Genomic DNA, 3,986 nt, shown 5'->3' with positions numbered 1-3,986 from the left:
GGGCGGTTGGGCCCCGGCGCGCGTACTCGGTTGTCGCCGCAAGTCGGTGACCTGCAGGCCCTGGTGCCGTGCGGGCGGCCGAACCCGCTGGTGAGAACGGGACCGTCGATCGCCCTTGATGCCGCGGCCGCCACTTGCGATGGCCGCGAACGCGCACTGGCACGCGAAGTCGCCTCATGTCGCCACGAGACGCGGGTCGAAGTGTACGCCGGTCAGGGTCGGAATCGAGAATCGGAGCCCGCGGTTATCCACAGGTCCTGGATTCATCCACAGATTTGATCAGCCCCTGGTGCTGTGCACCAGGTCCCGGCAGGCTTGTCGTATGCCCCGCCACCAGCACGAACACCGCCGCCACCGCCTCCGGGCGGTGATCTTCGCGGCCGTTTTGGGGGCGCTGATGGTGTCGGCGGCTGTGGTGGCCGGCTGGTTGTGGCAGGCGGGCGCAGGCACTGAAGCCGACGCCGCCATCGCCGTGGTCGGCCGGCTGCGACAGGGCCCCAACACCCCGACTGAGCCAGCCGAATCGCCGGGGTTCACCCACGACCGGGCCGAACCGCCGAGGCCCAGCCATGCCCCGCCGACAAAGCCACCAGCCAACTCCACTCCCCCAACTCACCCGCCCGGCCACCGTGCTGTCCAGGCGCGCGGCGATGGAGCTTCCCTTGCCAGTGCACCGGCGGGTCATGGTCGGGCCGCGGGGCCTGAGCCGCCGGATGATGGGCGGTTCTCCTGGCCGCTTCCTCCACCCCACGAAGTCGTGCGGCCGTTCCAAGCACCAGCGACCCCGTATGGGCCCGGGCACCGCGGTGTCGACCTGGCGGCCGCGGCCGGGACTCCGGTGCTCGCGGCGGGCGACGGTGTGGTGGTGTTCGCCGGGCGGGTGGTCGACCGCGACGTCATCTCCATCGATCACGACGCCGGGCTGCGCACCGCGTACGAGCCCGTGGTGCCGTCAGTGGCGGCCGGGGTGCGGGTTCGTCGTGGCGAACAGATCGGGGTGCTCGCCCCCGGACACCCTGGGTGCCCCGCTCCCGCGTGCCTGCATTGGAGCCTGCGGCGCGACGGGGTGCACCTGGAGCCGCTGTGGCTCATCCGCCCGCCGAGGGTGCGGCTGCTCCCGCTGGAACCCGCGGGCGCCTCAGACTTCCGCGACCTCGAGGAGTTTCGCGCGGAGGCGGAGGACGGCGCGGGTGTGCAGTTGGCAGACCCGGGACTCGGTGACCCCGAGGACGCGGCCGATCTCGGCGAGGGTCAGGTTTTCGAAGTAGTACAGGGTGACCACGACCCGGTCGCGTTCGGCCAGCCTGCCGATGGCCTCGGCGAGCTGGCGGCGGTTGTCCTGGTCGACGAGCAGCGCCACCGGGTCCTCGGCGGTCTCGTCCTCGAGCGTGTCGGCCAGCGAGGTCGATCCCCGCCCGGCGGCGGCGAGTTCGTCGAGCGCGACGACGCTGGTGAGCTGGAGCTGGGCGTAGACATCGCGCAGTTCGCCGACGGTCAAGCCCAGTTCGCCCGCGAGTTCGGCGTCGTTCGGGGTGCGCTGGAGTTTCGCGCCGAGACGTTCGATGCCGCGTTCGACCTCGCGGGCGCGGCCGCGGACGGTGCGGGGCACCCAGTCCTGGGCGCGCAAATCGTCGAGGATCGCGCCGCGGATGCGCTGCATGGCGTAGGTCTCGAACTTGAGGCCGCGCTCCGGTTCGAACTTCTCGATGGCGTCGACCAGGCCGAAGATCCCGGACTGGATCAGGTCCGAAACGTCGACGTGCGCGGGCAGACCGGTGCCCACCCGGCCCGCCACGTACTTGACGAGCGGTGCGTAGTGCAGCACCAGCCGGTCCCGGAGCCCGTGCTCGCGCTGCTCGCCGAACCGCCGCCACAGGGCGACGATGCCCGCTTCGACATCGTCGGCGGTGCGTTGGTCTCCGGGCAGCACTCCGGAGGTCTCGCCGGTCCCGAAGGAGACGGCGGCGCCGTTCACCGGGGGTCTCGATTCCGGGGGCAAGGCCACCGGTGTCCGAGAACCTTCCCCGGTGTCACCGGGAACGGGGATGGGTTCGGTCATGGATCGCCTTCAGCCGTTCGACGGTCACGTGGGTGTAGAGCTGGGTCGTCGAGAGCGTAGCGTGACCAAGTAGCTCCTGGACGCTACGAAGGTCAGCACCCCCTTCGAGCAGGTGCGTAGCCGCGGAGTGACGAAGGCCGTGCGGGCCCATGTCCGGGGCGCCCGAGACCGCCCCCAAAGCGTCGTGCACGATGCGTCGCACACTGGCTGGTTGAAGCCGTCCCCCACGGGTACCGAGCCACAGTGCCGGCGGGGAATCGTCGCGGGCAAGTGCCTGGCGACCCTGATCAAGCCAGGTCGACACGGCGGCGGCGGCGGGAACGCCGAACGGGACGGTCCGCTCCTTGCCGCCCTTGCCCATCACCCTGAGGACCCGCGACCTCGAATCGACGTCGTCGACATCGAGCCCGCAGAGTTCGGAAACACGGATGCCGGTGGCGTACAGCAACTCCAGCAGCGCGTGATCACGCAGCGCCACGGGATCCAGTTGGGCCGCGCCCGCCGCCGACACCCGCATCAGTTCGGAGGCCTGGTCCTGCCGCAACACCGACGGCAGCGTCCGGTGCCGCACGGGGGCCACCAGCCGCGAACCCGGATCGACATCGAGGTGCCCCCGCCGTAGCGCCCACGCGGTGAAGGTCCGCGCCGAAGCGGACCGCCTGGCCATGGTCGTCCGACTCGCCCCGGCCCCCAACTGCGCCGCCAACCACCCACGCAGCCCTTCAAGATCAAGTCCGACGCCGCGCAGACCTACACCCGGCCCACCGGCAGGAGCGCCGCCTGGGTCTGCGGTAGGTCGATCAGCATCAGCATCACCGTCACCGTCGTCAGCTCCGGATCCCGCGGCTGGATCGCCTGCGGTGCCGGAGCCGTCGAGGAAGCCGTGGAGGTGTCCGAGCAACGAGACCGCGTCACCGACGTAGGCGCGGACGGTGTGCGGGGACAGGCCTCTCTCCAAGGCCAAATGGCGTTCGTAGTCGGCCAGAACCGTGCGGACCTCGCCCGGCAGCGCGGATCGGACCCGGTGGAGGTCGACCCGGCTTGATCCGGTTGAGGCGCGAGGCACCCCCTGACGCTGCGCCATGGCGGGGCTCGGGTCAAGCATCGCCACGCGGTCATGATCGAAGTCGGCACCACCCTTCTTCGCCGCGGGCGGCGAGACCGGTGAGTTCCAACTCCGGCAACAACGCTCTGACCCGCGACAACGGCACTCCCGACGCCCGCGAGACCTGTTCCGGGCTCACACCGCCGCGCGTTTTCAGTGCTTCGTGCACGCGGAGAGCCTGATCACCCAACCCGTCGGTCGAGCGCTTCGGCTTCTCCCGGGGCGCCACGAGGTCCGCCCCGACCTGCCCGACCGCCTCCAGGATCTCCGGGACCGAGCACACCACGGTGGCCGCGCCGAGCTTCAACAGTTCGTGGCAGCCAAGCGACATCGCCGAACCGACCGGGCCGGGCACCGCCAGCACCACCTTGCCCAGCGCCGCCGCCGTCGACGCCGTGTTTCGGGCGCCGCTGCGGACACCCGCCTCCACGACGACCGTGCCCGCGCTCAGTGCGGCGATCAGCCGGTTGCGCACGAGGAACCGGTGTTTCGCGGGCGGCGTTCCCGGCGCGTACTCGCTGATCACCGCCCCCGTCCCGGCGATCCGGTCGAGCAGCCGGGAGTGCGCGGCCGGGTACCGGACGTCGACTCCGCAGCCGAGCACCGCGAGGGTCGTGCCTTCGGCGCCGAGCGCGCCCCGGTGGGCGGCGCCGTCGATGCCGTACGCGGCGCCCGAGACCACGGTCGCGCCCGCCTCGGCCAGCCCGTAGCCGAACTCGGTGGCGACGTGTTCGCCGTAGCTCGTCGCGGCTCTGGCCCCGATGACGGAGACCGCGCGCTGGAGGGCGTCGTCGAGTGCGGCCGGGCCGCGCACCCACAGCG

At 71.6% G+C, this 3,986-nt stretch carries 3 protein-coding genes and 1 pseudogene; 1 reads left to right on the top strand and 3 read right to left on the bottom strand.

What is annotated here, in order from left to right; genetic code table 11:
* Positions 1-118: 118 nt before the first annotated feature.
* A pseudogene (locus tag ACRDSQ_RS24415) lies at positions 119-1,021 on the top strand (M23 family metallopeptidase); the annotation flags it as partial.
* Between the two features lie 117 nt (positions 1,022-1,138).
* On the opposite strand, the gene ACRDSQ_RS24410 reads toward ACRDSQ_RS24415, so the two are convergent.
* The 3 genes from ACRDSQ_RS24410 to dprA all read right to left on the bottom strand — a co-directional run.
* Entirely contained in the window at positions 1,139-2,059 is a 921-nt protein-coding gene (locus ACRDSQ_RS24410) for a FliA/WhiG family RNA polymerase sigma factor (protein WP_431424305.1), read from the bottom strand.
* Positions 2,031-3,143, bottom strand: coding sequence for a tyrosine recombinase XerC (locus tag ACRDSQ_RS24405; protein WP_431424306.1), 1,113 nt, complete (start codon positions 3,141-3,143; stop codon positions 2,031-2,033). The genes ACRDSQ_RS24410 and ACRDSQ_RS24405 overlap by 29 nt, the downstream gene beginning before the upstream one ends.
* A 31-nt stretch (positions 3,144-3,174) precedes the next feature.
* Positions 3,175-3,986: DNA-processing protein DprA (gene dprA, locus ACRDSQ_RS24400; RefSeq protein WP_431424304.1), on the bottom strand; the 812-nt coding region annotated here is incomplete at its 5' end.

Source organism: Actinokineospora sp. (assembly GCF_050699995.1).
Taxonomy (GTDB): Bacteria; Actinomycetota; Actinomycetes; order Mycobacteriales; family Pseudonocardiaceae; genus Actinokineospora.
The sequence above is the reverse complement of the archived record's forward strand: the minus strand, read 5'-3'. Positions and strand labels throughout refer to the sequence as shown.